Annotated in this window: 1 pseudogene; it reads left to right on the plus strand. The window is 68.8% G+C overall.

The features are described from left to right. Nucleotides 1–509, plus strand: a pseudogene (locus tag GUY59_RS51620) (DNA-directed RNA polymerase subunit beta); the annotation flags it as partial.

The raw sequence follows: 509 nt of genomic DNA on the forward strand, positions 1-509 counted from the left end.
CGTTCGCCGAGTCCCGGGTCCTCGTCCGCACCAAGGGCGGCGAGACCGAGCTGGCCCGTGCCGAGGAAGTCGACTACATCGACGTGTCGCCGCGCCAGATGGTGTCGGTGGCCACGGCGATGATCCCCTTCCTCGAGCACGACGACGCCAACCGCGCGCTCATGGGCTCCAACATGCAGCGCCAGTCGGTGCCGCTGCTCAAGAGCGAGGCGCCGCTGGTCGGCACCGGCATGGAATACCGTGCCGCGACCGACGCCGGCGACGTCATCAGCGCGGAGAAGGCCGGCGTGGTCGAGGAGGTCTCCGCCGACTACGTCACCGTCATGAACGACGACGGCACCCGCACCACCTACCGCGTCGCCAAGTTCAAGCGCTCCAACCAGGGCACCTCGTTCAACCAGAAGCCCATCGTCGCCGAGGGCGACCGGGTCGAGGTCAACCAGGTGATCGCCGACGGGCCGTGCACCGACCAGGGTGAGATGGCGCTCGGCAAGAACCTCCTGGTGGCG

It is taken from the genome of Nonomuraea sp. K271, assembly GCF_009908215.1.
In the GTDB taxonomy this organism is placed as follows: Bacteria; Actinomycetota; Actinomycetes; order Streptosporangiales; family Streptosporangiaceae; genus Nonomuraea; species Nonomuraea longispora.